The 26726-nt window shown below is 62.3% G+C and carries 27 protein-coding genes and 1 pseudogene; 21 read left to right on the top strand and 7 right to left on the bottom strand.

The window, feature by feature from the left end; translation table 11 throughout:
* The first annotated feature begins 3 nt into the window (after window positions 1-3).
* Together ACNFCJ_RS18165 and ACNFCJ_RS18160 are read left to right on the top strand one after the other, a co-directional pair.
* A complete protein-coding gene (locus tag ACNFCJ_RS18165; protein ID WP_125879429.1) occupies window positions 4-486 on the top strand; it encodes a YchJ family protein in 483 nt (160 codons plus the stop codon).
* Between the two features lie 67 nt (window positions 487-553).
* Window positions 554-1668, top strand: a pseudogene (locus ACNFCJ_RS18160) (hypothetical protein).
* Between the two features lie 67 nt (window positions 1669-1735).
* Here ACNFCJ_RS18160 and ACNFCJ_RS18155 read toward each other — a convergent pair.
* Entirely contained in the window at window positions 1736-2290 is a 555-nt protein-coding gene (locus tag ACNFCJ_RS18155) for a hypothetical protein (RefSeq protein ID WP_416772849.1), read from the bottom strand.
* 192 nt (window positions 2291-2482) lie between these two features.
* On the opposite strand from ACNFCJ_RS18155, the gene ACNFCJ_RS18150 reads away from it, so the two are divergent.
* From ACNFCJ_RS18150 to ACNFCJ_RS18135, 4 genes are all read left to right on the top strand, one after another.
* Window positions 2483-2980, top strand: a complete 498-nt coding sequence (locus tag ACNFCJ_RS18150; RefSeq protein WP_179576023.1) for an LEA type 2 family protein — start codon at window positions 2483-2485, stop codon at window positions 2978-2980.
* Window positions 2981-2997: 17 nt separating this feature from the next.
* On the top strand, window positions 2998-3192 hold the full coding sequence (locus ACNFCJ_RS18145) for an SEC-C metal-binding domain-containing protein (protein WP_039964455.1): 195 nt from the start codon (window positions 2998-3000) through the stop codon (window positions 3190-3192).
* A gap of 7 nt (window positions 3193-3199) precedes the next feature.
* A complete protein-coding gene (locus ACNFCJ_RS18140; protein ID WP_416772846.1) occupies window positions 3200-3664 on the top strand; it encodes a DUF2489 domain-containing protein in 465 nt (154 codons plus the stop codon).
* A 99-nt stretch (window positions 3665-3763) separates the two neighbouring features.
* The gene (locus tag ACNFCJ_RS18135; protein WP_416772844.1) at window positions 3764-6277 is read left to right on the top strand and encodes a penicillin acylase family protein; all 2514 of its coding nucleotides are present in this window, start codon (window positions 3764-3766) and stop codon (window positions 6275-6277) included.
* A gap of 247 nt (window positions 6278-6524) precedes the next feature.
* Here the strand turns inward: ACNFCJ_RS18135 and ACNFCJ_RS18130 are convergent, their stop codons facing one another.
* Window positions 6525-7217: an NUDIX domain-containing protein gene (locus tag ACNFCJ_RS18130; protein WP_279534586.1), complete on the bottom strand. Its 693-nt coding sequence runs from the start codon at window positions 7215-7217 to the stop codon at window positions 6525-6527.
* 141 nt (window positions 7218-7358) lie between these two features.
* Here ACNFCJ_RS18130 and ACNFCJ_RS18125 point away from each other — a divergent pair, with 141 nt between their 5' ends.
* The 3 genes from ACNFCJ_RS18125 to nadE are packed head-to-tail and all read left to right on the top strand — an operon-like array spanning window position 7359 to window position 10037.
* Window positions 7359-8003, top strand: a complete 645-nt coding sequence (locus ACNFCJ_RS18125) for a nicotinamidase (RefSeq protein ID WP_416772842.1) — start codon at window positions 7359-7361, stop codon at window positions 8001-8003.
* Complete coding sequence (gene pncB, locus ACNFCJ_RS18120; protein WP_416772841.1) at window positions 8000-9199, top strand: nicotinate phosphoribosyltransferase; 1200 nt, start codon at window positions 8000-8002, stop codon at window positions 9197-9199. Before ACNFCJ_RS18125 ends, pncB begins: the two co-directional genes overlap by 4 nt.
* A gap of 10 nt (window positions 9200-9209) precedes the next feature.
* Entirely contained in the window at window positions 9210-10037 is an 828-nt protein-coding gene (gene nadE / locus ACNFCJ_RS18115; RefSeq protein WP_416772839.1) for an ammonia-dependent NAD(+) synthetase, read from the top strand.
* A gap of 62 nt (window positions 10038-10099) precedes the next feature.
* On the opposite strand, the gene dcd is transcribed toward nadE, so the two are convergent.
* Complete coding sequence (dcd, locus tag ACNFCJ_RS18110) at window positions 10100-10666, bottom strand: dCTP deaminase (protein WP_004423764.1); 567 nt, start codon at window positions 10664-10666, stop codon at window positions 10100-10102.
* 300 nt (window positions 10667-10966) lie between these two features.
* Between dcd and ACNFCJ_RS18105 the strand changes: the two genes are divergently transcribed.
* On the top strand, window positions 10967-11176 hold the full coding sequence (locus ACNFCJ_RS18105) for a cold-shock protein (protein WP_004423761.1): 210 nt from the start codon (window positions 10967-10969) through the stop codon (window positions 11174-11176).
* A 412-nt stretch (window positions 11177-11588) separates the two neighbouring features.
* Here the strand turns inward: ACNFCJ_RS18105 and apbC are convergent, their stop codons facing one another.
* Window positions 11589-12677, bottom strand: a complete 1089-nt coding sequence (gene apbC, locus ACNFCJ_RS18100) for an iron-sulfur cluster carrier protein ApbC (RefSeq protein ID WP_416772836.1) — start codon at window positions 12675-12677, stop codon at window positions 11589-11591.
* A 162-nt stretch (window positions 12678-12839) separates the two neighbouring features.
* On the opposite strand from apbC, the gene metG reads away from it, so the two are divergent.
* The 9 genes from metG (at window position 12840) to ACNFCJ_RS18055 (ending at window position 21911) form a co-directional block, all read left to right on the top strand.
* Complete coding sequence (metG, locus tag ACNFCJ_RS18095; RefSeq protein ID WP_416772834.1) at window positions 12840-14876, top strand: methionine--tRNA ligase; 2037 nt, start codon at window positions 12840-12842, stop codon at window positions 14874-14876.
* Between the two features lie 118 nt (window positions 14877-14994).
* A complete protein-coding gene (gene rsxA / locus ACNFCJ_RS18090) occupies window positions 14995-15579 on the top strand; it encodes an electron transport complex subunit RsxA (RefSeq protein ID WP_013714594.1) in 585 nt (194 codons plus the stop codon).
* A complete protein-coding gene (rsxB, locus tag ACNFCJ_RS18085) occupies window positions 15576-16151 on the top strand; it encodes an electron transport complex subunit RsxB (RefSeq protein ID WP_017361671.1) in 576 nt (191 codons plus the stop codon). The genes rsxA and rsxB overlap by 4 nt, the downstream gene beginning before the upstream one ends.
* A complete protein-coding gene (rsxC, locus tag ACNFCJ_RS18080; protein WP_416772831.1) occupies window positions 16148-18592 on the top strand; it encodes an electron transport complex subunit RsxC in 2445 nt (814 codons plus the stop codon). The genes rsxB and rsxC overlap by 4 nt, the downstream gene beginning before the upstream one ends.
* A gap of 19 nt (window positions 18593-18611) precedes the next feature.
* The gene (locus ACNFCJ_RS18075) at window positions 18612-19643 is read left to right on the top strand and encodes an RnfABCDGE type electron transport complex subunit D (RefSeq protein ID WP_416772829.1); all 1032 of its coding nucleotides are present in this window, start codon (window positions 18612-18614) and stop codon (window positions 19641-19643) included.
* Between the two features lie 2 nt (window positions 19644-19645).
* The gene (rsxG, locus tag ACNFCJ_RS18070; protein ID WP_416772827.1) at window positions 19646-20281 is read left to right on the top strand and encodes an electron transport complex subunit RsxG; all 636 of its coding nucleotides are present in this window, start codon (window positions 19646-19648) and stop codon (window positions 20279-20281) included.
* The gene (locus ACNFCJ_RS18065; RefSeq protein ID WP_416772826.1) at window positions 20278-20985 is read left to right on the top strand and encodes an electron transport complex subunit E; all 708 of its coding nucleotides are present in this window, start codon (window positions 20278-20280) and stop codon (window positions 20983-20985) included. The genes rsxG and ACNFCJ_RS18065 overlap by 4 nt, the downstream gene beginning before the upstream one ends.
* On the top strand, window positions 20982-21620 hold the full coding sequence (nth, locus tag ACNFCJ_RS18060; protein ID WP_416772824.1) for an endonuclease III: 639 nt from the start codon (window positions 20982-20984) through the stop codon (window positions 21618-21620). The genes ACNFCJ_RS18065 and nth overlap by 4 nt, the downstream gene beginning before the upstream one ends.
* Before the next feature lie 111 nt (window positions 21621-21731).
* On the top strand, window positions 21732-21911 hold the full coding sequence (locus ACNFCJ_RS18055; protein ID WP_004423730.1) for a PA3496 family putative envelope integrity protein: 180 nt from the start codon (window positions 21732-21734) through the stop codon (window positions 21909-21911).
* Between the two features lie 56 nt (window positions 21912-21967).
* On the opposite strand, the gene gloA is transcribed toward ACNFCJ_RS18055, so the two are convergent.
* The 3 genes from gloA to ACNFCJ_RS18040 form a co-directional block, all read right to left on the bottom strand.
* The gene (gene gloA / locus ACNFCJ_RS18050; protein ID WP_143506764.1) at window positions 21968-22360 is read right to left on the bottom strand and encodes a lactoylglutathione lyase; all 393 of its coding nucleotides are present in this window, start codon (window positions 22358-22360) and stop codon (window positions 21968-21970) included.
* Between the two features lie 69 nt (window positions 22361-22429).
* A complete protein-coding gene (locus ACNFCJ_RS18045; RefSeq protein ID WP_143506765.1) occupies window positions 22430-23647 on the bottom strand; it encodes an argininosuccinate synthase in 1218 nt (405 codons plus the stop codon).
* 115 nt (window positions 23648-23762) lie between these two features.
* On the bottom strand, window positions 23763-24710 hold the full coding sequence (locus ACNFCJ_RS18040; RefSeq protein WP_416772822.1) for a flagellar protein MotY: 948 nt from the start codon (window positions 24708-24710) through the stop codon (window positions 23763-23765).
* Between the two features lie 153 nt (window positions 24711-24863).
* Between ACNFCJ_RS18040 and pyrC the strand changes: the two genes are divergently transcribed.
* Both pyrC and rnt read left to right on the top strand, forming a co-directional pair.
* Window positions 24864-25910, top strand: coding sequence for a dihydroorotase (gene pyrC / locus ACNFCJ_RS18035; protein ID WP_059391924.1), 1047 nt, complete (start codon window positions 24864-24866; stop codon window positions 25908-25910).
* On the top strand, window positions 25907-26581 hold the full coding sequence (gene rnt / locus ACNFCJ_RS18030; RefSeq protein WP_099522109.1) for a ribonuclease T: 675 nt from the start codon (window positions 25907-25909) through the stop codon (window positions 26579-26581). Before pyrC ends, rnt begins: the two co-directional genes overlap by 4 nt.
* The last annotated feature ends 145 nt before the right edge of the window (window positions 26582-26726 follow it).

The following is a 26726-nucleotide window of genomic DNA, read 5'->3' as shown; positions in this document are numbered from 1 at the left end:
GCGATGAACCCACTCGATCCCAATTGCCCCTGCGGTAGCGGCAACCTGCTGAGCCAGTGCTGCGGTCGCTATCATGCGGGGGCCCACGCCCCCAGCGCGGAACTGCTGATGCGCTCGCGCTACACCGCTTATGTCCTGGGCCTGGTGGACTATCTGGTCGCCACCACTTTGCCTGCCCAGCAACAGGCGCTCGACCACGACGCGATGGCTGCCTGGAGTGCGCAGAGCACCTGGCTGGGCCTGGAAGTCGAAGGCAGCGAGGTATTCGGCGGCAAGCCGGAACACGCCCAGGTCACCTTCGTCGCCCGCTGGCACGATGACAACGGCGAACATCGTCACCGCGAATGCTCCGCTTTCGTTCAGGTGGACGGACGCTGGTTCTTTCTCGACCCGACGGCGCCACTGAAGGCCGGACGCAATGACCCGTGCCCCTGCCAGGGTGGGCAAAAGTTCAAGAAGTGCTGTGCGCCCTACCTGAGTGCCTGATTGGCGTTAATCCTGCTTTCTGCTTCAGTTGAAACGCCCCGCGAGGACACTCAACAAGGAGAAAGCCATGCACAAGAAAAGTGGTATCGCTCTTATCCTGGCCAGCCTGCTAGCAGGCTGCGCCAACCAGCCCGGCGGGCTGCAAGGGGAAACGCTGGATCTGGGTGACAGCCAGCGCGTCAGTCGCCTGTTCGCCTACCCGAACAACTGCAGCGTGATTGCTACCGCGACTGGACGCTGGAACAGACGGTTGAACACTACCTGCAACAGTGCCTGACGCGCGATGGTTACCCCCAGGCCAACGTGCGCGTAACACGCAACGGGGAGCGCATTCATGCCATCTTCGACGGCGCGCCAACGGACTATGGCAAGCCGCTGCTGCAATTGCTCGATACCGGTGACCTGGCCTATCAGGGCGCCAGCCAGCTGAATCGTGACGGTAAATGGCAGTACAACTGGTACTTCTTCCTGCCCCTGGGCATGGCCCTGGAGAACCGCAAGAGCGTCGAGTTGCTGCACTTCCCACCGGACTACTCACTGACCCAGGCTCAGGATTACCTGCGTTCGAGCACCACAGACCGCTGGGCCTCTCTGCTCAGTTTCAATGGTGTACAACCAGAACACACACCCGCTTATCAGACCATCGTCGACATCGCTCCGATTGCCGCCCCAGCCAGTGCCGGCAGTGTTCTGGAAGGCGTCTATGGCTACTTCACCAGCTATCAACGGCGCATGGTCAGCGAGCTCAGCGTCGGCCCGGGAAATACCAGCCTGCCGATGGTCGCCTTTGGTGCGCCGGTGCGCAGTTGGATCACTCAGCAATACGGAGTGAATCTGCCGGTGCTGGGCCTCGGCCAGATAGAGGCGAGGCCTGGACAGCAGGTCCCCGTGCTCGGCGCCAATCATCCAAGCTATATCTGGTATGCGGCCGATCCGGCCAACGACAAGGGCAGCGAGGCTGCCGCCAACGCAGCCGGGATCAAGGTCATGGGGCAGGACCTGAGCGCCGCCTGTTGGCAGGCCAACATGGGCCGGCAACCGACAGTTGATCCGCAGCAGACGCTCAATACCTGCACAGAGAAATGGCAGGTGACGGAGAAACTGCAAACCTGCGAGCTGTTCTTCACCAGCGTGCGTAACCTCAAACCTGAAGAGGCCGCGGCCAAGTGCAAGGCGGGCTAGCAGCCCTGAGCGCAAAAACGCCGTGGTTGCCTGGGCAGCTCACGGCGCTTTATTGCCTGCAGGACAATCAATCCTGCAGTTTCAGGTGCGAAGTATCCGGCGCAGGAGCCGGAGCTGCAGGCTTGGCTTGCCCCATATCGCTACCGACAGGGGCCAGACTGAACTGCGAAAGATCAACCTGTGGTGCTGCAGCGTCGGGTCTGGCGTCTTGCAGATTGCTGCCCACCGGAGCGATATCGAAATCCGGGGCATCCACATCACTGAACGCGGCCATGTACTCATCTCGTGGAGCGACCTGCAGGCGACCCGGCCTTGTCGCAGCGGGGATGACTACCGGCGCAGGTCCCGACTGTACGGGCGGTGGCGGAGCCAGCTCGATCTCCTCGATCACCACATCCATATCGACGACCTCGACCCGAGCGCCGGCCCGCTCCAGGGTCGCACGGTATTTTTCCGCGGCAGCGGCATCGAGGTTGTTCTTGATCACGATGCGACGCCCAGAGAACAACTGGGCAACGCGCTGAGCATCGGCCTGGAACAACTTGGCCATATTGGCTTTGACCAGCTCCGGCTGGGCGCCCGGCACCAATTGCCCGGAGAAGGCGATCTCGTAGCGACTCATGGTCACACTCCTGTCCTATTCGCCGCTCAGTATGGCGCAGGTTCCTTTGCCCCGACACTGCAGGCTTCTCATTCATGCTCTCCCGAACCTCGACAGCACCAGACCACCCCACTAACTCCTTGAAAATAATGAGTGCTTACCCGTTGCAGCCAAGCGCTTGCTTGTTACACTGAGCCGCAACGGGGGTATGAAATGCTTTCTCAGGCGCAAATGATAAGAATTATCAGCCTATTGATGTTTTTTGGCCTGCTTTCAGGCCTGACAGGATGCTCCACCTGGATGACAGGTGGCTTCAAGGACCCGGACGTCCAACTCATCAAAGTTGATGTGGTCAAGGCCAGGCTGCTCGAACAGGAGTTCCGCCTGCGCTTTCGAATCGACAATCCCAACGGCGTGAGCCTGCCGGTGCGTGGGCTGGACTACAACGTCCATCTAAACGGCATCCAACTGGCCGAGGGCTACTCCAACGAGTGGTTCACCGTGCCCGCTCACGGTCGTCACACTTTCGAAGTACCGGTGCGCACCAACCTCTGGCGTCATGTGCGACAGATCGTCAAAGCGCTGGAAAAACCGAACGAGCCAATTCGCTATAGCCTCAAGGGCCAGGTAAAAACCGGTATGTTATTCGGCCGCAGCGTGCACATGGCGCGTAATGGAGAGATAATTCCCGGCGATTTCATCCCCGAATAACCTGCATGAGTAACACCATGAGCAACCAACCCCACGTCCACGGCCCTGACTGCAACCATGACCACGATCATCACGATCACGACCATGTGCACGGCCCGCACTGCAACCACGGCCATCAGGAGCCCGTGCGCAACGCGTTGAAGGATGTAGGCCGTAACGATCCTTGCCCGTGCGGCAGCGAGAAGAAATTCAAGAAGTGCCACGGCGCCTGAACCGCGCATGGATGCTCTGAGCCTCACCCTGCTCCTGACCGGCCTGCTGCTGATCGCGGCGCTGGCCGCCTATGCCTGGCACCTGTGGCGCCGCGTATGGGCAAACCAGCGCGTGCGCGACGAAGCACAGCAAGAACGCCAACAACGTATCGGCGGCGATCTGAACATTCTCGCCAGCAGCCTGCTCGACGAGCAACTGCCGCTGATCGAAGGCGCCATTCGCATCAAGGTGCTGCTCGATAACTATGACAGTGCCCTGAGCAATGACAGCCGTTGCCAGGTGTTCCATCTGCTCTTCGAGGCGACCGCCGAAGTACCCACGCATGCGGGCTGGAAAGCGCTGGACAAGGCCGAACGGCGCCGCTTCGAAAAACGCTTCAACGAGCTGGAACTGCAGCACAAGGCCGCCGCACGCAGCGCCGCGCGCTGGTTACTCGATGAAGGGCTGAAGAAGCCTCAAACGAGCGTCTGAGGCCTCTTGCCAGGCTCCACTGGCCTCATTACCTTGGCGCCTTTGTGGCCGGTCCCTGCGTGACCGGCCTCGACCGTCCGCACACCAAGGAAATTCGCCATGCGCACGCTGGCCTGCCTGACTCTCGCCGCCTCACTGACCAGCCTCGCCGGCTGCCAGTCCCTGCTTAATAGCCGTTATGCCGACAGCGTGCCACCGACGCGCGGCGTCGAGCGCATTCAGGGCGTGGCAGAAAGTGCATCGGTGCGACGCAATGCCCTCGGCATGCCACTGATCGAATCGAGCAATTTCCACGACGCCCTGTTTACCCTGGGCTACGTGCATGCGGGTGATCGTCTCAGCCAGATGGTCGGCATGCGTCTGCTAGCTCAGGGCCGCCTGGCCGAAATGGCAGGACCCGGCGTGCTGGAAATGGACCGGTTCATGCGCGCGGTCAACCTGAAAAAGAGTGCGGAAATTCTCTACGCCGACGCCTCGCCACGCCTGAAGCGTTTCTTCGAAGTCTATTCGCGCGGCGTCAACGCCTATCTGTTCCGCTACCGCGATCGCCTGCCGATGGATCTGGCCGAATCCGGCTACCGTCCCGAGTACTGGAAGCCCGAGGACTCGGTGCTGTTGTTCTGCCTGCTCAACTTCGGTCTGGCGGTGAACATGCAGGAAGAGATCGCCGCGCTGACCATGGCCCAGCGCGTGGGCACCGACAAGCTGCCCTGGCTGCTGCCGATCTACCCAGACGAGCCGCTGCCCTTCGCCGAAGCAGAAAAACTCGCCGGTCTCGACCTCAAGGGCCAGCTACCGGGCCTGCAGGCAATTTCCCGCACCGCAGCGCAGATCGCCGAACAGCACATGCTCGGCGTCGCCGCCTCGAACAACTGGGCCATCGCCCCGCAGCGCAGCCGTGGCGGCAAGAGCCTGCTGGCCAATGACACACACCTGCCGCTGAGCATGCCTTCGCTATGGAGCTTCGTGCAGATCCGCTCGCCCAAGTACCAGGCCGCGGGCATCTCCCTGGCAGGCGTACCGGCAGTAGTCGCCGGCTACAACGGCAAGCTGGCCTGGGGCATGACCATGGTCATGGGTGACAACCAGGACATTTATCTGGAGCGCATTAAACGCGAAGGCAGCCGCCTGATGTACCAGGCAGACGGCAAATGGCTGCCGGTCGCCGAACGCCAGGATACCTTCTTCATCAAGGGCCAACGCCCGATTCGCGAAACGCTTTACGAGACCCGTAACGGCCCGCTGCTCAACTCGGTGCTGGGCGAACGCAAGCATATGCTGCAGCCCCTGACTCTACAGAGCGGTTACGGCTTGGCGCTGAAAACCACGCAGTTCGAACGTGACCAGAGCCTCGACGCCTTCTTCGACCTGTCGCGCGCGCAGTCTGTGGACCAGGCCTTCGAAGCGACGCGGGAAATCCGCGCCATGCCGCTGAACATCGTCTTCGCCGACGCCCAGCACATTGGCTGGCAGGTCACCGGCCGCTACCCGAACCGCCGCGAAGGTCGTGGCCTGCTGCCCTCCCCCGGCTGGGACGAACGCTACGCCTGGGATGGCTTCGCTGACCCGATGCTCCACCCCTACGATCAGGACCCGCCACAAGGTTGGCTGGGTACGGCCAATGAGCGCAGCGTGCCACCCGGTTACGGCATGCAGCTGTCCAGCTCCTGGTACTACCCGGAGCGCGCCGAGCGCATTGCCGAGTTGGCCGGCAACGGTCGTCACGATGGCCGCAGCATGATCGCCATGCAGTATGACCAGACCTCGCCCTTCGTCGCCAAATTGCAGGCCATGTTCAACGACCCGGCCATGCACGACTCGTTGCGCCAGGCCATCGCCGCCCTGCCGGCTGGACAACGCGCACGTGCCGACGAAGCGCTGAAACGCCTGCTGGCGTTCGACGGCAAGCTCGCTGCCAGCTCTGCTGATGCCGCCATCTACAGCGCCTTCCTGCATGAGAGTGCGCGGCATATCTTCCTCGACGAACTGGGCCCGGAAGACAGCCCGGCCTGGCAGGCGCTGGTGCAAGCCGCCAACACCTCCTACTCGGCGCAGGCCGATCACCTGCTCGGCCGTGCCGACAGCCCCTTCTGGAATGACACCCGCACGCCAGAGCAGGAAGACAAACCGACTATCCTCGCGCGCAGCCTGGCCGCCAGCATCGAGTTGCTGGAGAGCCGGTTGGGCACGGAGCGGCGCAACTGGCAGTGGGGCAAGCTGCACACCTATGAGTGGGTGACCGATACCACGCGCATGGCGCCTTACATGAGCGCCAGTCAACGCAGCAGCATCAACGCCTTGAAAGGTTATCTGGATCGCGGCCCCTATCCGGCCGGGGGCGACCACAGCACGCTGAACGTCTCTGCTTACGCCTGGGGCCAGGACTTCAATACCTTCCTCATCCCGGCCATGCGTATCGTGGTGGATTTTGCCGCCGACGAGCCGTTGGTCGGCGTCAACAGCTCAGGGCAGTCGGGCAACCCAGCCAGCCCACACTACGCCGACGGCATCGAGGCATGGCTCAAGGGCGGCTACATGAGCTTCCCGTTCAAGGCGGAAAATCTGGACAAGGTCTATGGCAACCAGCGCCTGTTGCTGATGCCGGCCAAGTAATGACCGTTCGTCGGGCGGCGCTGAACCTTTGCCTCAGCGCCCCACTCTGAATATTCGACTTACTCCATAGATCATCGTTTTAAGGCGCCCTTGGCGCCTTTTCTTTTGCCCGAAGAAAAAGATGGCTTTTTTCCATCACCGGATGGAACCTCTCGGACAAAGCAGGTTCAGAGACTATGCATCGATTGAAATGCTCCCCTGGCGCCTCTGGCGCCTATTTTTTTGCCTGCAATTCAGAGAACGTCTGCTAAGCCAGCAGGCTGCGGTCGAAGATAAACGCCTCACCCGCGTGCGGGCTATGCGCCAGCAGATTCTGCGGCCGCCCCATCTTCGGGTAATTCTTCTCGCCGGTATCACTGATCCAGCCTTGCGCCTTCATCCGCTCCAGCCTCCCGCGCAAGGTGGTGTGTTGCACAGGCTCACCCAGACACGCCTGAAATGCCGTCAGCGCATCGGTCACGGTGAATCGCGCTGCCAGCAGGTACAGCGGCAGCGAGCTGTAGACCGACTTGCCCCGCAGCCGTTCAGCCGCCAGACGCACCAACTGCGTGTGGTCGAACGGCAATGCCTGTTCCCCTGCAATGACGCCCGCCAACTCGACGAACCGCAGGTTTTCATCCTGTGGCTCCGCATCAGACGCCAACAGCGCCAGATAGCAGGTGCTCAGCGACCAGCCGCGCGGATCGCGCACACCATTACCAACTGTCGCCACCTGCTCCAGATACTGCGGTTGCAGGCGCGCCTTGTCGGCCAGTGCACGGGCAGCGGCGGCGTCCAGGCTGGCATCGGCACAACGGCCGTTGACCAGCACGCCCGGCAGCGCCCATTGCCCAGCGTAAGGTTCACGCTGGCGACGCAACAAAAGCACCTGTAGCGTCCCCTCCTCGCTCAGACGCAGAGCGACGATATCCACCCCGGCCAGCACCTCAACTGCACTCATCCTGTTGCTTGCTCCCTCATGTACTTATTTCATCTTGACCAATAACTCATATTTTTTCACGCAGGATTTGGCGAAAACACTTGACTACATATTTCATCAGATGAAATATGTAGTCACTCACCCAAGAGAAGGAGGCGCACCATGAAGATCGCCAGCTTCGACGTCGACGCTCAGAAAGGCTTTACCCCACTGTGCCCCAACGAGCTACCGGTGCCCGAGGGCGACACCATCGTCCCTGCGCTGAACCAACTGGCCGCACGCGCCCAGCTGCGCATCGGCAGCAAGGATGCCCATAGCCCGCAAGCGGCCTGGGTCGTCGATAAACACGATGAGATGTTGCGCCCCCTGCCGCTGGCCAATGCAGACCTGACCTGGGTCAGCCACTGCGTGCCTGGTACGCCCGGCTTCGAACTGCTCGATGACCTGCCCGCGCCATTGGATTACGACTACTTCGTGTGGAAAGGCGTCGAACCGGACCTGCACCCCTACGGTGCCTGCTATCACGACCTGGCCGAGAAGCGCAGCACGGGCGCGATCGAGTTTCTCCGGCAAAATGAAGTCGACCTCGTTCTGGTCGGCGGCCTGGCCCTGGACTACTGCGTCAAGACCACCGCCCTGCAGCTGCGCCGCGCCGGCTTCGAGGTGATCGTGCATCTGCCGGCCTGCCGAGCCATTGCCAGCGAAACGGCCGAAACCGCCTGCATCGCCATGCGCGAACAGGGCATCACACTTGCCACCAGCCTGGAACAGCTGGATGACACCCTCGCCAAGGAGAACCTGCGATGAGCGAGAGCATCTTCGCCGAGCGCACCGTGCAGAACCTGCTGGACACCGACTTCTACAAGCTGACCATGATGCAGGCGGTGCTGCACAACTACCCCAACGCCGAAGTGGAATGGGAGTTCCGCTGCCGCAGCAGCGAGGATCTGACGCCCTACCTGGCCGAGATTCGCTACCAGATCGAACGTCTCAGCGAGCTGAGTCTAAGCGTCGACCAGCTCGCCTTTCTCGACAGCATTCCCTTCATCAAGCCCGACTTCATCCGCTTTCTGAGTTTGTTCCGCTTCAACCTGCGCTACGTGCACACCAACATCGAAGACGGCCAGTTGAACATCCGCCTGCGCGGTCCCTGGCTGCACGTGATCCTCTTCGAAGTACCGCTGCTGGCCATCGTCAGCGAAGTGCGCAACCGCTATCGCTACCGCGAAGTGCTGCTCGAACAGGCCGCCGAGCGCCTGTACGAGAAGCTCGATTGGCTCAAGGCCGAAGCCTCGCCGAGCGAACTGGCCGGCTTCCAGCTGGCTGATTTCGGTACTCGCCGGCGCTTCTCTTACCGCGTGCAGGAGCAGGCGGTGCATATCCTCAAGCGCGACTTCCCCGGGCGTTTCGTCGGTACCAGCAACGTGCACCTGGCCCGCGAATTCGACCTCAAGCCCATTGGCACCATGGCCCACGAATGGTTGATGGCGCACCAGCAACTAGGCCCGCGCCTGATCGACAGCCAGATCGCCGCACTCGACTGCTGGGTGCGCGAATACCGCGGGTTACTTGGCATCGCCCTGACCGACTGCATCACCATGGATGCCTTCCTGGCCGATTTCGACCTGTACTTCGCCAAGCTCTTCGACGGCCTGCGCCATGACTCCGGCGACCCACTGGTATGGGCGGAAAAAGCTATCGCCCACTACGAGAAACTCGGCATCGACCCCAAAAGCAAGACCCTGGTGTTCTCCGACGGGCTCGACCTGCCCAAGTCGCTGCAGCTCTACCGTGCGCTTTCCGGGCGAATCCACGTAAGCTTCGGCATCGGCACCAACCTGACCTGCGACATCCCTGGCGTCACTCCGATGAACATCGTGATCAAGATGACCGCCTGCAATGGTCAGCCGGTGGCGAAGATTTCCGATACGCCTGGCAAGACCCAATGCCGCGACGAGAATTTCGTCAGTTACCTGAAACACGTCTTTCGCGTGACCCAGTGAGGACCCAGACATGAGCAACCGCCAAGCCGAAATCGCCGCCGCTCTCGACGTAGTGCCGCCGTTCGCCGATGAGGCAGCGCTGAGCGCCGAAATCGAACGGCGCAAGACCTTTATCAAGAACACCCTGAAGAATTCCGGCCTCAAGGTGCTTGTGCTGGGTATCAGCGGTGGCGTCGACTCGACCACGGCCGGGCGTCTGGCTCAGCTCGCGGTCGAGGAATTACGCGCCGAGAGCGGCGATAGCGCCTATCGCTTCATCGCCGTGCGTCTGCCGCACAACACCCAGCATGACGAGCATGACGCACAGGATTCACTGCAATTCATCCGTGCCGACGAGAACACTACAGTCAACATTGCTGATAGCGTCCACGGCCTGGACCAGCAGGTCAGCCACCTGGAGCAACTAAGCCATGTCCGACGCGACTTCGTACTGGGCAACGTCAAGGCCCGCATTCGCATGGTCGCCCAGTTCGCCATCGCCAACGCCAACAACGGCCTGGTGATCGGCACCGATCATGCCGCCGAGGCAGTGATGGGCTTCTTCACCAAATTCGGTGATGGCGCCTGCGACCTCGCTCCGCTATCCGGCCTGGTGAAGAACCAGGTACGCGCCATTGCCAAGCACCTGGGCGCACCGCAGCACCTGGTGCAGAAGACGCCCACCGCCGACCTGGAAGAGCTGCGCCCGGGCAAGCCGGATGAGGAAGCCCATGGCGTGACCTATGCCGAGATCGACGCCTTCCTGCATGGTGAGACCGTCAGCGTCGAGGCCTATGCCACCATCGTGCGCACCTACGACGCCACCCGCCACAAGCGCGAGCTGCCGCTGGTGCCTTGATCGCAGAGGGCAGAAACGAAGAAGCCGGGCAATGCCCGGCTTCTTCGCATCAGGAGGTTCGATCAGGCCTTGGGCAGGGTTACACCGGTCTGCCCCTGGTACTTGCCACCGCGATCGCGATAGGACACCTCACAAGCCTCGTCGGACTGCAGGAACAGCATCTGCGCCACACCTTCGTTGGCGTAGATCTTCGCCGGCAGGTTGGTGGTATTGGAGAACTCCAGGGTCACGTGGCCTTCCCACTCCGGCTCCAGCGGCGTGACGTTGACGATGATGCCGCAACGCGCATAGGTGCTCTTGCCCAGGCAGATGGTCAACACGTCACGCGGAATACGGAAGTATTCGACGGTACGGGCCAGAGCAAAGGAGTTAGGCGGAATGATGCAAACGTCGCTCTTGATGTCGACGAAGCTCTTCTCATCGAAATTCTTCGGGTCGACGATGGCCGAATGGATGTTGGTGAACACCTTGAATTCATCAGCGCAGCGTACGTCGTAGCCGTAGCTGGAAACACCGTAAGAGATGACGCGACTGTCGTCGGCACCGCGTACCTGGCGCTCGACGTAGGGCTCGATCATGCCGTGTTCCTGGGCCATGCGGCGAATCCACTTGTCCGATTTGATGCTCATGGCGAGGTGTCCTGAGTGGGCTATTGCAAGAAAAGTGAGCGCATCTTACCGATGCAGGCGCCACGCTTCAAAGAGCGCAGCCTCCAGCGCCGGAGATTATTTGCAAAAAAGGTGCATCGACTATTCGCACTTGGCGATAAAAACACGTATGGTGTCCCCACTGTGCTGCATGTGTCACCGCGAATCGCTACTTGATGCCTAGATCTCGATCCAAACATCGTCCGACTCCTAGTACTCGTTGCACTCAGTCCCGGCCTGGGCTTTTCCAGGGCTGCTATTACTTTTGTTAGGAGACATCACATGTCCAATCGTCAGACTGGCACCGTTAAGTGGTTCAACGATGAGAAAGGCTACGGCTTCATCACCCCGCAATCCGGTGACGACCTCTTCGTACACTTCAAAGCCATTCAGAGCGATGGTTTCAAGAGCCTGAAAGAAGGCCAGCAAGTGACTTTCGTGGCCACCCGTGGTCAGAAAGGCATGCAAGCTGAGGAAGTTCAGGTTGTCTAACCTGAGCTGACCTGCTTGAAAAGAGCCCCGCCTAGTGCGGGGCTTTTTTATGGGTGTTTGCACGCCCTGTAGGAGCGGATTTATCCGCGATCGCGGCTGAAGCGGAATGCCGCCCAGCCGCTCCTACAGAAGCAGGAAAGGCTGGCAAAGCAGCTTTTCGTAGGAGCCCCGCCCCGGGGCGAGTTTTTTAAATGTGCGCCGCTCTGATTCGCGGCGGGGCGCCGCTCCTACAAATTCGATACTCCGACGCTTGAACTAAGTCGGGTGGTAGAGCTGCGCAGGATGCCCACGTAAGCGGGCGATCGGAAAATCGCCAAGCCAGAAACGAGTCGCCTGCCTACCCTCTCCCGCCCTTCGGGCACCCTCTCCCATAAATGGGAGAGGGTCATCAGATGCCGCTGCGCGGCTGCTTTTAGTCCTCGCTGATCTCGATGCTCGGCATCGCCGGCTTACCCGCCAGGGCGATACGTGCGCCAACCTTGCGCGCCAGGTCCTGGTAGATCATGGCGATCTGGCTTTCAGGGTCGGCCACCGTGGTCGGTTTGCCGTCATCGGCCTGCATGCGGATGGCCATCGACAGTGGCAGCGAGGCCAGCAGCTCGACGCCATATTGCGCAGCCAGCTTCTCACCGCCGCCCTCGCCAAACAGGTGTTCGGCATGGCCGCAGTTGGAGCAGATGTGCACGGCCATGTTTTCCACCACGCCCAACACCGGGATGTGCACCTTGCGGAACATCTCCACGCCTTTCTTGGCATCGAGCAGCGCCAGGTCCTGCGGCGTAGTGACGATCACGCTGCCAGCCACCGGCACCTTCTGCGACAGGGTCAGCTGGATATCGCCGGTGCCCGGCGGCATGTCCACCACCAGGTAATCGAGATCGTTCCAGGCGGTCTGGGTGATCAACTGCAGCAAAGCGCCACTGACCATCGGCCCGCGCCAGACCATCGGCGTGTTGTCGTCGGTGAGAAAGGCCATGGACATCACCTGCACACCATGGGCCTCGAGCGGCACGAACCATTTCTGATCCTTGACCTGCGGGCGCGTGCCTTCGGCGATGCCGAACATGATGCCCTGGCTGGGGCCGTAGATATCAGCATCGAGAATGCCGACCCGCGCGCCTTCACGCGCCAGCGCCAACGCCAGGTTGGCAGCGGTGGTGGACTTGCCCACCCCGCCCTTGCCCGAGGCTACGGCGATCACGTTCTTCACACCGGCCAGGGCCGGCACCTGCGCCTGGCCCTGGTGCGAGTCGATTACGCAGTCGACCTGCACCCGCGCGCTCTCGACTGCATCGAGATTTTCCAGCGCCATCTGCAGCATCTGCGCCCAACCGTTCTTGAACAAACCAGCGGCATAGCCCAGCTCCAGACGTACGGAAACACGCGCGCCCTGGATGTCAACCTCACGCAGGCAACCGGCGCTGACCGGGTCCTGATCGAGATGGGGGTCGGTGAACTGACGCAGACAGGCTTCGACCGCTTCGCGGGTGACGGCACTCATGCATGAACTCCAGAAGGCAGCGGAAAAACAGGCCGGCATCATAGCAGCAGCACCGCACCATGCGCGGCATATCGAGCATGCTTGCCTGCAGCAGGTGGCTTGCAGCCTGCCGCTGCTTTATAGTTGCCGACTTCCCTCGATTTACCAGTGCAGCCGATCACCATGACCGAAGCCCGCAAGATTCTCGTTACCAGCGCCCTCCCCTACGCCAACGGCTCCATCCACCTCGGCCACATGCTCGAGTACGTGCAGACCGACATGTGGGTGCGCTACCAGAAACTGCGCGGCAATCAGGCGATCTACGTCTGCGCCGACGACGCCCACGGTTCGGCGATCATGTTGCGCGCCGAGAAAGAAGGCATCACGCCCGAGCAACTGATCGATGGCGTACGTGCCGAGCATATGGCCGACTTCGCCGACTTCGGCGTGGACTTCGACAACTACCACTCGACTCACTCCGAGGAAAACCGTGAGCTGTCGGCGTCCATCTACCTGGCGCTGCGCGACAAGGGGCATATCGCCACTCGCGCAGTGACCCAGTACTTCGATCCCGAGAAGGGCATGTTCCTCGCCGACCGCTTCATCAAGGGCACCTGTCCGAAATGCGGCACCGAGGACCAGTACGGCGACAACTGCGAGAAATGCGGTGCTACCTATTCGCCGACCGAGCTGAAGAACCCGCGCTCGGCCATCTCCGGCGCGGTGCCGGTGCTCAAGGAATCGCAGCACTTCTTCTTCAAGCTGCCGGACTTCGAAGCCATGCTCAAGCAGTGGACGCGCTCCGGCGCGCTGCAGGAAGCAGTGGCCAACAAGATCGCCGAGTGGCTCGACGGCGGTCTGCAGGAGTGGGACATCTCCCGCGACGCCCCCTACTTCGGCTTCGAGATTCCCGGCGAGCCGGGCAAGTACTTCTACGTCTGGCTGGACGCGCCGATCGGCTACATGGCCAGCTTCAAGAACCTCTGCAGCAAACGCCCGGCGCTGGATTTCGACGCGTTCTGGGGCAAGGACTCGACCGCCGAGCTGTATCACTTCATCGGCAAGGACATCGTCAACTTCCACGCCCTGTTCTGGCCGGCCATGCTCGAAGGCGCCGGCTACCGCAAGCCCACCGCGGTCAACGTGCACGGCTACCTGACAGTCAACGGCCAGAAAATGTCCAAGTCGCGCGGTACCTTCATCAAGGCGCGCACCTACCTGGATCACCTGAACCCGGAATACCTGCGCTACTACTACGCCTCCAAGCTGAGCCGTGGCGTCGACGACCTCGATCTGAACCTCGAGGACTTCGTGCAGAAGGTCAACTCGGACCTGGTCGGCAAGGTGGTCAACATCGCCAGCCGTTGCGCCGGTTTCATCCACAAGGGCAATGCCGGCCTGCTGGTCGCCGCCAACCCGGAACCCGAGCTGTGGGATGCCTTCCAGGCCGCCGCGCCGAGTATCGCCGATGCCTACGAGGCGCGTGACTTCTCCCGCGCCATGCGCGAAATCATGGCGCTGGCCGACCGCGCCAACGCCTGGATCGCCGACAAGGCGCCCTGGGCACTGAACAAGGTCGAAGGCAAGCAAGCCGAGGTGCAGCAGATCTGCGCGCTGGGTATCAACCTGTTCCGCCAACTGGTGATCATGCTCAAGCCGGTGCTGCCGAAGCTGGCCGCCGAGGCAGAAGCCTTCCTCAATGTGAAGCCTCAGTCCTGGGCCGACCTGGCGCTGCCGCTGGCCAACCACCAGTTGAATCCGTTCAACCCGCTGCTGACCCGCATCGAGCAACCGAAAATCGAAGCCATGATCGAAGCCTCCAAGGAAGACCTCGCCGCCGAAGCGCCCAAACCTCAGGGTAATGGCGAACTGGCCAAAGATCCGCTGGCAGCCGAGATCAACTTCGACGCCTTCGCCGCCGTCGACCTGCGCATCGCGCTGATCGAGAAGTGCGAATTCGTCGAAGGTGCCGACAAGCTGCTGCGTCTGTCACTGGATATCGGTGACGAAAAACGCAACGTATTCTCCGGCATCAAGTCCGCCTACCCGGACCCGAGCAAGCTTGAAGGTCGCCTGACTCTGTACGTGGCCAACCTGGCACCGCGCAAGATGAAGTTCGGCGTCAGCGAAGGCATGGTCCTGGCTGCCGGCCCCGGTGGTGAGGAAATCTACCTGCTCAGCCCGGACAGCGGCGCCAAGCCAGGCCAGCGCGTCAAGTAAGCACACGCTAGGCTTATGCTGTCGAACAAGCCGGCCACTGCCGGCTTGTTTGCATCTACGCGCTTCCCGATAATAGGCGCCCTTTTCCTAAGGCCTTTGTGCATTCGACGGCAAACCGATGACCGAACTCGTCCTGATCATGGTCAGCGCCATCCTGGTCAACAATTTCGTGCTGGTGCAGTTCCTCGGCCTGTGCCCGTTCATGGGCGTGTCGAAGAAGATCGAAACTGCCATCGGCCTGTCCCTGGCCACCACCTTCGTGTTGACCCTGGCGGCCATGTGCAGCTACCTGGTGCAGCAGTACGTGCTCAAACCGCTGGACCTGGAGTTTCTGCGCACCATCAGCTTCATCCTGGTGATCGCCGTGGTGGTGCAATTCACCGAGATGGTGGTGAACAAGACCAGCCCGCTGCTCTATCGCGTGCTGGGCATTTTCCTGCCGCTGATCACCACCAACTGCATCGTTCTTGGCGTCGCCCTGCTCAACGCCAACAAGGCCGAGTTCACCTTCATCACCGCCACCGTCAACGGCTTCGCCGCCGGCCTGGGTTTCTCCTTGGTGCTGGTGTTGTTCGCCGCCATGCGTGAGCGCATCGCCATCGCCGACGTACCCAAATCCTTCCAGGGCGCGGCCATCGGCATGATTACCGCCGGGTTGATGTCGCTGGCGTTCATGGGCTTCTCCGGGCTGATCAAGCTATGAGCCTGGTTCTGGTCGCCGTCCTCGCCCTGCTCGCGCTATGCCTGATCGCCGGCGCCATCCTCGGGTTCGCCGCCGTGCGCTTCAAGGTCGAGGGCGACCCCATTGCCGAGCAGATCAACGCCCTGCTGCCGCAGACCCAGTGCGGCCAGTGCGGCTACCCCGGCTGCAAGCCCTACGCCGAAGCCATCGCCGGCGGCGACAAGATCAACAAATGCCCGCCCGGCGGCGAAGCCACCATTGCCGCCCTGGCCGATCTGCTCGACGTCGAAGCAGAACCACTGGACGCGGTGGAAGGCGAAAAGCCGCAGATGGTCGCGTTTATCCGCGAAGCCGAGTGCATTGGCTGCACCAAGTGCATCCAGGCCTGCCCGGTGGACGCCATCGTCGGCGCAGCGCGGCAGATGCATACGGTGATCGTCAGCGAATGCACCGGCTGCGACCTGTGCGTCGAACCCTGCCCGGTGGACTGCATCGACATGATCGAAGTTGGCAGCACCGTACAAAGCTGGAAATGGGACAAGCCGCTGGCACCCGGCCAGTTGATCGCCAGTGACCGGGAGCAGGCGGCATGACGGCGCAGGAAAAGTTCTGGGAAATCCCCGGCGGCATCCATCCAGCCGAGCGCAAGGAGCTGTCCAACCGCACACCGATCCAGCAGGCCCCGCTGCCCAAGCGCCTGCTGTTGCCGCTCGCTCAGCATATCGGCGCTGCCGCCGAACCCTGCGTGGCGGTCGGCCAGCGCGTGCGCAAGGGCGAGAAGATCGCCAATGCCAATGGCTTCGTCAGTGTGCCGTTGCATGCGCCGACTTCCGGCACCATAGCCTTTATCGGTGAACAGCCTTATCCGCATGCTTCCGGCATGCTGGCGCCGGCCATCGTCATCGACAGCGATGGCCTGGACGAGTGGATCGAGCTGACGCCGCCAGCCGACTACCGCAGCCTTGAGCCAGCCGAACTGCTGACGCTGATCCGCGAGGCCGGCATCAACGGCCTGGGCGGCGCCGGCTTCCCCACGGCGGTCAAGCTCACCGCGCGGCCGACGCAGAAGATCCACACACTGATCATCAACGGCACCGAATGCGAACCCTATATCACCGCCGATGACGTGCTGATGCGCGAGCGCGCCGCCGAGCTGGTGGCTGGTATCGAGGTGCTGGCCCACCTGATTCAGCCGCAGCAGGTGTTGATCGGCATCGAAGACAACAAGCCCGAGGCCATCGCCTCCGTACGTGCTGCCTGCGCCGGCCGCGACTATCAGGTGCGGGTGTTCCCGACTAAGTACCCGTCCGGCGGCGAGAAACAGCTGATCCAGATTCTCACCGGCGTCGAGGTGCCCAGCGGCGGCCTGCCGGCCGATATCGGCATTCTTTGCCAGAACGTCGGCACCTGTGTGGCCATCCACGACGCCGTGCTGCTCGGCAAGCCGCTGATCTCGCGCATCACCACGCTCACCGGCGAAGCGCTTGCGCGACCCGGCAATGTCGAGGCGCTGATCGGCACGCCAGTAGGCGAATTGCTGGCGTTCGCCGGGCTCGACCCGAGCAAGATCAATCGCCTGATCATGGGCGGGCCGATGATGGGCTTCACCCTACCCAGCCTCGAGATGCCACTGATCAAGACCAGCAACTGCCTGCTGGCCAGCACCGCCGCCGAACTGCCGCCACCACCGCCGGCCATGCCCTGCATCCGCTGCGGCGAATGCGCCGAGGCTTGCCCGGCCAGCCTGCTGCCGCAACAACTGCACTTCTTCGCTCTGGGCCAGGAGCACGAACAGCTCAAGGCGCACAACCTGTTCGACTGCATCGAGTGCGGCGCCTGCGCCTACGTCTGCCCGTCGAGCATCCCGCTGGTGCAGTACTACCGTGTGGCCAAGGCGGAAATCCGCGAGCTGGAGCAGAAGCAACTCAAGGCCGAACACTCCAAACAGCGCTTCGAGCAACGCCAGGAACGCCTGCGCCGCGCCGAGGAGCAGAAGGAAGCCGAACGCAAGGCCCGCGCCGAGAAAGCTGCGCGCGCCAAGGCAGCGCAGGCCGAAGCACCACCTGTAGCGGCAGCGGCGCCGGCTGATGAAGCGCTGAAGAAACTCAAGATCGAAGCCAGCATGGCCCAGGTCGCGCTGAAGAAGGCGGAAAAACAGCTGGCCGCTCACGACACGCCGGAACTGCAGGCGCAGGTCAGCGAGCTGCGCGCCGCTGCCGAAGCCGCGCAAAAGGCCCTGGCAGACGCACAGGCAGCTGCCCCTACCTCCGCGCCCAAGCCGGCCGGTGACGAGGCGCTGAAGAAGGCCAAGATCGACGCCGCCATGCTCAAGGCCCAGCTGCGCAAGCTGGAGAAAATTGAGAACCCGGACGACGAGCAGCAGACCGAGATTGCCCGCGTGCGTCAGCAACTGGAAGCAGCCGAGAAGGCCCTGGCCGATCTGGAGAGCCAGACACCCGCCTCCGCGGCCAAACCCGCCGGTGACGAAGCGCTGAAAAAGGCCAAGATCGAAGCCGCCATGCTCAAGGCCCAGCTGCGCAAGCTGGAAAAGATCGAGAACCCGGACGACGACCAGCAGACAGAGATCGCCCGTGTAAGCCAGCAGCTCGAAGCCGCCGAGAAAGCCCTGGCCGAGTTGCAGAACCAGGCGCCGGCACCAGCCGCCAAACCCGCCGGCGACGATGTGCTGAAAAGAGCCAAGATCGAACTGGCGATGAAACGCGCCGAACTGAAGAAGGCAGAAAAGGCCAGCAGCGACGACACCGCACTGCAACCGCTGCGCGATGCCCTGGCCGCCGCTGAACAAGCGCTGCACGCCGCCGAAGCGGCCTCGGGCAAGCCGGCACCGGTTCTGGTACGCACCGAACGCCCCGGCGTGGATGCCGAACTGAAAGCACTGAAGACCGAAGTGGCCTTCGCCCGAGCCGACCTGCGCAAGCTGGAGCGTGACGACAACGCTGCAGCCGACGCACTGGAGCATGCACGTACCCGCCTGGCCGATGCCGAGCGCAAGCTGGCCGACTACCAACCGTAACAATCGCCCCGGAGCGCCGATGGCCCTGCCCCGCATCACATCGCCCCACGCCACGGGCAGCAACCGTACCCAGCAGGTCATGCTGCAGGTGCTGCTGGCCACCGTGCCGGGCATTCTCGCCCTGACCTGGCTGTTCGGCGCTGGCACCCTGTTCAATCTGGTCTGGGCCAGCCTCTGCGCCCTGGGCTTCGAGGCTGCGCTGCTGGCGGCACGCAAACGTCCGATCGCGTTCTTCCTCAAGGATTACAGTGCCCTGGTCACCGCCGTGCTGCTGGCCCTGGCCCTGCCACCCTACTCGCCCTGGTGGCTGACGCTGATCGCCTGCGGCTTCGCTATCGGCTTCGGCAAACAACTTTATGGCGGGCTCGGGCAGAACCCCTTCAACCCGGCCATGGTCGGCTACGTGGTGGTGCTGATCTCCTTCCCGGTGGAAATGACCAGTTGGCCTGCGCCACACGGCGTCGCCACGCTGGACGGCCTCAAACACATCCTCGGCATTGCCAACCTGCCCGATGGCTGGGCCCAGGCCACCGCGCTGGACGCGCTGAAAGTGAACAAGAGCCTGACCATCGACGAGCTGCGCGCCGCCAACCCGGCCTTCGGCCACTTCGGTGGTGCCGGCAGCGAGGTGGTCAACCTGGCCTTCCTCGCCGGCGGCCTATATCTGCTGCATAAACGCCTGATCACCTGGCATGCGCCAGTGGGCATGCTCGTTGCGCTGTTCGTCATGAGCCTGCTGTTCTGGAACGGCAGCGGTTCGGATTCCAATGGTTCGCCGCTGTTCCACCTGCTCACCGGCGCCACCATGCTCGGCGCCTTCTTCATCGTCACCGACCCGGTATCCGGCGCTACCAGCAATCGCGGACGCCTGGTGTTCAGCATCGGCGTTGGCGTGCTGGTCTATGTCATCCGCGCCTGGGGCGGTTACCCGGATGCAGTGGCCTTCGCCGTGCTGCTGATGAACCTGGCGGCGCCGACCATCGACTACTACACCCGGCCGCGCAGCTACGGCCACCGCAAGCCCAATAGCGGCTTCAAGCTGGGAGAATGAGCATGCTGCCGGAAATCAGCCGCTCGATGCTGAAGAACGCCTTGGTTCTCGGTCTGTTCGCCATCGGTACGGTCGGCACCGTCGCCCTGTTGCAACAGGGCACAGCCGAGCGTATCGCCAATGCCGAGCGCGAAGCTCAGGTACGCGCCCTGGCCGAGATTCTGCCGGCCGGCAGCTACGACAATCACCTGCTGGATAACCGCATCGAGTTAAACGCCCCCGAGCTGGGACATCGCAGCCCGCAGTCGGCCTATCTGGCACTCAAGGGAGGTGAGCCCAGCGCGCTGATCCTGCCGGTGACCGCTCCGGACGGCTACAGCGGCGCCATCCACCTGCTGGTCGGCATCTTCGCCGATGGCCGCCTGGCTGGTGTGCGCGTGCTCAGCCACAAGGAAACCCCAGGACTGGGCGACAAGATCGAACTGGCCAAGAGCGACTGGATACGCAGCTTCGAGGGCAAATCCCTGAACGACCCTGGCGAAGAGCGCTGGGCGGTGAAAAAGGATCGTGGCGACTTCGACCAGTTCGCCGGCGCCACCATCACCCCGCGCGCCGTGGTCAAGGCCGTGCACGGCGCCCTGCGCTACTTCGACACGCACCGCGCCCATTTGCTGGGCCAGGTGGAGGACGAGCAATGACCAGTTATCGCGAAATCAGCCTCAACGGTCTGTGGAAGAACAATCCCGCGCTGGTGCAGTTGCTCGGCCTCTGCCCGCTACTTGGGGTGAGCAACTCCACGGTCAACGCCCTAGGCCTGGCCCTGGCCAGCGCCGTGGTGCTGGTGTGTTCGAACACCGCCGTGTCGCTGGTACGCGGCGTGGTCAACACCGCTGTGCGTCTGCCCGCCTTCGTCATGATCATCGCCGCACTGACCACCTGCATAGAACTGCTAATGCAGGCCTACACCTACGAGCTGTACCAGATCCTCGGCATCTTCATCCCGCTGATCACCACCAACTGCGTGATCCTCGGTCGCGCCGACGGCTTCGCCGCCAAGCACGCCCCGGCCCGCGCCGCCTACGACGGCCTGATGATGGGCCTGGGCTTCGGCACCGTACTGGTGCTGATCGGCGCTATCCGCGAGCTGCTCGGTACCGGCGCATTGTTCGCCAACATGCACCTGCTGTTCGGGCCCATCGCCGCCGATTGGAAACTCACCCTGGTGCACGATTACCGCGGCTTCCTGCTGGCCATCCTGCCACCGGGCGCGTTCATCGTTCTGGGCCTGCTAATCGCCTGCAAAAACCGCATCGATCAGATCGCCGCCGAGCGAGCCAAGGCCGCCGCGCCCGAGCTACCCGCCCAAAGCCGCCGCGTTCGCGTTACCGGAGTCATCGAATGAATGCTGCCAAGCGCCAGGAAATCTTCCGCCGCCTGCACGAAGACAACCCCGAGCCGAAAACCGAACTGGCCTACAGCACGCCCTTCGAGCTGCTGGTGGCGGTGACGCTCTCGGCCCAGGCCACCGACGTCAGCGTCAACAAGGCCACGGCCAGGCTGTTTCCGGTGGCCAATACGCCAGAGGCCATCCATGCGCTGGGCGTGGAGGGGCTTTCCGAGTACATCAAGACCATCGGCCTGTACAACAGCAAGGCGAAGAACGTCATCGAGGCCTGCCGCATGCTCATCGAGAAGCACGGCAGTGTGGTACCGGACAATCGCGAGGATCTCGAAGCCCTGCCCGGTGTCGGCCGCAAGACGGCCAACGTGGTGCTTAACACCGCGTTTCGCCAACTGGTCATGGCCGTGGACACGCACATCTTCCGCGTCAGCAACCGCACCGGCATTGCGCCGGGCAAGAACGTGGTCGAGGTGGAAAAGAAGCTACTCAAGTTCGTGCCCAAGGATTATCTGCTCGACGCCCACCACTGGCTGATCCTGCACGGGCGCTACGTCTGTACCGCACGCAAACCGCGCTGTGGCGCCTGCCGCATCGAAGACCTGTGCGAGTACAAGGCGAAAACCTCCGACGATTGATCGACCATAGAATCTGGCGATCCTCTGATTGAAAAAATCTTTTTTACCCGCTCAATTTTTGCCGCTATAAGGTGCGCCATTGGCCCCAGTAAATGGCCTGGAGTGGAAGAAATGAGCACAGACAAAGAAGACCTCGAGCTGGACGAAGACTTTGTCGCGGACGATGCAGACGATGCCGAGCCTGCGGTGGAAGTCGCCAAGACCAACCTGACCAAGCGCCGCATCATCGACAACTTCCTCGAAGAGCGTCGCCTGCACAAGCAGCTGGCCGAATACGATTTCGATATCTGAACGTCGAGCCGCACAGAAAGAGCCCCGCGAATTGCGGGGCTTTTAGTATCTGTCGATCAGTCGCGGCGCGATGGCGAAAGCAATTCGACCTTGTAGCCGTCCGGGTCTTCGACGAAAGCCAGGATACTCGTGCCGTGCTTCATCGGACCGGGCTCGCGGGTGATCTTGCCGCCGCGCGCACGGATGTCCTCGCAGGCCTTGTAGACGTCCTCGACTTCCAGAGCGATATGGCCGTAGCCGGTGCCCAGCTCGTAGCTATCGACGCCCCAGTTGTGGGTCAGCTCGATCACGCTGTTGTGCGCCTCGTCGCCGTAGCCGACGAAGGCCAGAGTGAACTGCCCATCCGGGTAGTCCTTACGGCGTAGCAGGGTCATGCCCAGTACTTCGGTGTAGAAGGCGATGGACTTGTCCAGATCGCCGACGCGCAGCATGGTATGCAGCAGTCTCATCAGATTCACTCCCGTAAAAAGCAGAACCCCGGCACATGGCCGGGGTTCTTGTGGCGCAGGTGGCTGAGCTTAGACCAGCTTGCGGCCCTTGCCTGCAGCAATACGCATACGCAGAGCGTTGAGTTTGATGAAGCCTGCCGCGTCCTGCTGGTTGTAGGCGCCGCCATCTTCCTCGAAGGTCGCGATGTTGGCGTCGAACAGCGAGTCGTCGGACTTGCGGCCGGTGACGATGACGTTGCCCTTGTACAGCTTCAGGCGGACCACGCCGTTCACATTGGCTTGGGAGGCGTCGATCATCTGTTGCAGCATCAGACGCTCCGGGCTCCACCAGAAACCGTTATAGATCAGGCTGGCGTATTTCGGCATCAGCTCGTCTTTCAGGTGAGCCACTTCGCGGTCGAGGGTGATCGACTCGATAGCGCGGTGGGCCTTGAGCATGATGGTGCCGCCGGGGGTCTCATAGCAGCCACGGGACTTCATGCCGACGAAGCGGTTCTCGACGATGTCCAGACGGCCGATGCCGTTCTCGCCGCCGATGCGGTTCAGTTCGGCCAGCACGGTGGCCGGGGTCATGGCTTTGCCGTCGATGGCGACGATGTCACCGGCCTTATAGGTCAGCTCGATATAGGTGGGGGTGTCCGGCGCCGCTTCCGGCGACTTGGTCCAACGCCACATGTCTTCTTCGTGCTCGGTCCAGGTGTCTTCCAGCACGCCACCTTCATAGGAGATGTGCAATAGGTTGGCATCCATGGAGTACGGCGATTTTTTCTTGCCGTGGCGCTCGATCGGGATGGCGTGCTTCTCGGCGTAGTCCATCAGCTTCTCGCGCGACAGCAGGTCCCACTCGCGCCACGGGGCGATGACTTTCACGCCAGGCTTCAGCGCGTAGGCGCCCAGCTCGAAACGCACCTGGTCGTTGCCCTTGCCGGTAGCACCGTGGGAGATGGCGTCGGCGCCGGTCTCGTTGGCGATTTCGATCAGGCGCTTGGCGATCAGTGGACGGGCGATGGAAGTACCCAGCAGGTACTCGCCTTCATAGACGGTGTTGGCGCGGAACATCGGGTAGACGAAATCGCGGACGAACTCTTCGCGCAGGTCGTCGATGTAGATTTCCTTAACGCCCATTGCCTGAGCCTTGGCGCGGGCCGGCTCGACCTCTTCACCTTGGCCGAGATCGGCGGTGAAGGTCACCACTTCACAGTTGTAGGTATCTTGCAGCCACTTGAGGATCACCGAGGTGTCCAGGCCACCGGAATAGGCCAGAACTACCTTTTTGACGTCCGCCATGCCATCACTCCACGGGTTGTACGGTAAAACCCGTGATTCTACTGGCCTCGCGCCTCAATTTACAGGGGCGCGACAGCTTGTGATGACGAAGCGACGGGAAGAATCGGCTTTTTTGCTAGGAGGGCGTACTTCCGGCCGGGTCAACCGGGGGGCTTGGTGGAGCGGTCTGCGGTGCGCTCTGTACCGGGGCGTCCGACGCGGGCATACGATCCAGGCGCAGGGTCGCACGGCGATTCTTGGCGCGATTGGCTTCATTGTTGTTCGGCACCAGCGGGTAGCGCTCGCCGTGAAAGCGCATGGTGATCTGCTCGGCCGGTATGCCGCCGGCCACCAGATACTCCTGCACGGCCAGCGCGCGGCGGCGTGACAGGTCACGATTGGTCAGGCGATTGCCGCTGTTGTCGGCATGGCCGTCGATCTGGAAGCTGTTGATGGTGGGGTCAGCCTTGACGAAGTCGAGGACGATATCGAGCTTGGCCTTGGCCATCGGATCGAGATCGATGCCGCCACCGGGAAAGCCGATCTGCGCCTGGCGAATCTGATCGAAATTGACCGGCAGCAGCTTGGCGGTACAGGCCTGGTAATCATCATAGGCCTTGTGAAACTTGACCGGCAGCAGCCGCACTTCCAGGTTATCGCCACCATTGAGGGTGCGATGGCGCACCACCGGGCTACGCCCTTCCAGCAGGCCGGTAAGCAGGCGTGCGCCTTGCTCCTGCGAGCTGTTGAACGGTACTTCGCCGTTGCCGACGCTGACGACGCCCAGGTTGATATCACCGCGCCCCGGCTGCCAGGGCGCCGCTGCCGCCAGCAGGGTTGCCGAGCCGGCGCCCATCCAGCGCTCACGCGCCTTGAGGCGGAAGGTGACCTGCTCACCGGCACGACGCACGAACTCGCCACTGCCGAAATTGCTGATCGGCTGGCTCAGGCGACATTCGAACTGATCGCCCTCGACCGTCCACTCCACCTTTTCCAGCCGCGTATGGAAGCTGATGGCATGCGCTGGCAGGCACAAGGGCATGCCAGCCAGCAGGCTGATCAGAAGGAAATTGGGCGCACGCACGGTCGACTCCACGGCGGTTCACGGCATTCTCATGGGGTATCGGTCAGGCGCGCGGAAACTTGACACCCTGCGTGCGATTGTCGCGTCGGCGCGAGCGCGAACAGGCGCTTTTCAGTTACCATGCGGCCACGTTTTACCCGCCTGGAAGCCTCCATGTCCGACCGCCTGACTCTCCTGCGTCCCGATGACTGGCACATTCACCTGCGCGACGGCGCGGTGCTGCCACACACCGTCGGCGATGCCGCGCGCACTTTCGGCCGCGCCATCATCATGCCCAACCTGGTACCGCCGGTACGCAATGCCGCCGAGGCCGATGCCTATCGCCAGCGTATTCTCGCTGCACGCCCAGCTGGCAGCCGCTTCGAGCCGCTGATGGTGCTCTACCTAACCGACAACACCAGCCCCGAGGACGTGCGTGCGGCCAAGGCCAGCGGTTTCGTGCATGCCGCCAAGCTCTATCCGGCCGGCGCCACCACCAATTCCGACTCGGGCGTCACCAGCATCGACAAGATCTTCCCGGCCCTCGAAGCCATGGCCGAAGTCGGCATGCTGCTATTGGTGCATGGCGAAGTGACCCGCGCCGAGATCGACGTGTTCGACCGCGAGAAAGCCTTCATTGATGAGCACCTGACCCGTGTAGTCGAGCGTTTCCCAACACTGAAGGTAGTGTTCGAGCACATCACTACCCGCGACGCGGTGCAGTTCGTCGAGGCCACCTCGGCCAACGTCGGCGCCACCATCACCGCGCATCACCTGCTGTACAACCGCAACCACATGCTGGTCGGCGGTATTCGCCCACACTTCTATTGCCTACCGATTCTCAAGCGCAACGTGCACCAGGAAGCCCTGCTCGACGCCGCCACCAGCGGCAACGCCAAGTTCTTCCTCGGCACCGACTCGGCACCGCACGTCAAGCATGCCAAGGAAGCCGCCTGCGGCTGCGCTGGCTGCTACACCGCCTATGCGGCCATCGAGCTGTATGCCGAAGCCTTCGAACAGCGCAACGCGCTGGACAAGCTGGAAGCCTTCGCCAGCTTCCACGGCCCGGACTTCTACGGCATGCCGCGCAACAGCGACAGCATCACCCTGGTGCGCGAAGAGTGGACCGTACCGGCCACTCTGCCGCTGGGCGACAACAGCGTCGTGCCGCTGCGCGCTGGTGAAACCCTGCGCTGGAAATTGCTGGAGGCTCAGGCGTGAGCGAAGACAACTACGACGACGAACTCGAGCCGAGCCTGCCGTCCGGCCCGCGCACGCCCATGGCAGCGCGCTTTCGCGGTTATCTGCCGGTTGTGGTGGATGTGGAGACCGGCGGTTTCAACTGCGCCACCGATGCCCTGCTGGAAATCGCCGCGACCACCATCGCCATGGACGAGAGCGGCTTTCTGTATCCGGATCACACCCACTTCTTCCGCATCGAACCCTTCGAAGGCGCCAATATCGAACAAGCCGCGCTGGAATTCACCGGCATCAAGCTCGATCACCCGTTGCGTATGGCAGTGAGCGAAGAGCACGCGCTGGGGGAAATCTTCAAGGGCCTGCGCAAGTCGATCAAATCGGCTGGCTGCAAGCGCGCGATCCTGGTCGGCCATAACAGCAGCTTCGACCTCGGTTTCCTCAATGCCGCGGTGGCGCGGTGCGGTATCAAGCGCAATCCCTTCCATCCGTTCTCCAGCTTCGACACCGCGACCCTCGCCGGTCTCGCTTATGGCCAGACCGTGCTGGCCAAAGCCTGCCAGACCGCTGGTATCGAGTTCGACGGTAAAGAAGCGCACTCGGCGCGCTACGACACCGAGAAGACCGCTGAGCTGTTCTGCGGCATCGTCAATCGCTGGAAGGAAATGGGCGGCTGGGACGAGTTCGATCAGTAACACGCAATCTCTCGCGTACATTAAAAAACCGGCCCAGCAGACTGTGTGAAAACCTAGCAGTCTGAGTGCAAGGTGAAGACAATGCCTCTATCGGTCGATAGGGGCATTGTCGTTTATGGGCTATATCCAAGGTGAAGATCGGCAA

The sequence above is a fragment of the Pseudomonas sp. NY15364 genome (assembly GCF_048068235.1).
In the GTDB taxonomy this organism is placed as follows: Bacteria; Pseudomonadota; Gammaproteobacteria; order Pseudomonadales; family Pseudomonadaceae; genus Aquipseudomonas; species Aquipseudomonas mendocina_D.
This window is presented reverse-complemented; position numbering and strand designations above follow the sequence as displayed.